The organism is Erythrobacter sp. CCH5-A1 (genome assembly GCF_001557115.1).
Taxonomy (GTDB): Bacteria; Pseudomonadota; Alphaproteobacteria; order Sphingomonadales; family Sphingomonadaceae; genus Erythrobacter.
In genome coordinates, this window is record NZ_LSKQ01000028.1 from 1 (window position 1) to 475 (window position 475).

At 62.1% G+C, this 475-nt stretch carries 1 protein-coding gene; it reads left to right on the plus strand.

Annotated elements, in window-relative coordinates:
• On the plus strand, positions 1 to 475 hold a 475-nt coding region (locus AX708_RS01640; protein ID WP_197426327.1), incomplete at both ends, for a strawberry notch-like NTP hydrolase domain-containing protein.

A 475-nucleotide genomic window follows, 5' to 3' on the forward strand; every position in this document is an offset into this window, starting at 1 on the left:
AAAGCCATGCGGGCAACGCCGATCACAAAGCCCGTCAAAGCGAGGGCAGCCCAAGCGCCCAAGATCGAAGCACTGGCGTTCAGTACCCTGGACAAGCCGCGCGTTCTCGGTGAGCAAAGCGGGGTCTACATCCCATACCGGCCAAGCCGGGTCGACATTGTTGGTGCACGCGAACATCCGACGCCGCTCGTCGAAAGCGTGGCCATGGGTTCGATCCCGGCACCTATCCCGGATTATATCCCGGCGCTGCAGGATCGGGTCTTGCAGGAAAGCCTGCTCTCCGAGGCGCAGATCGAAACGGTCATCTATGCCGGGAACGCGTGGCAGCAGTATCTGCCTAGCCTGTTTGTTCCGGCTGAGGAAGGCGTGGGCCTGCAGCTCGATCAGCAAGGGCGGGCCTACCGTAAAGGCTATTTCCTTGGCGATGGCACGGGGGCAGGGAAGGGCAGGCAGATCGCCGCCTGCATCCTTGATG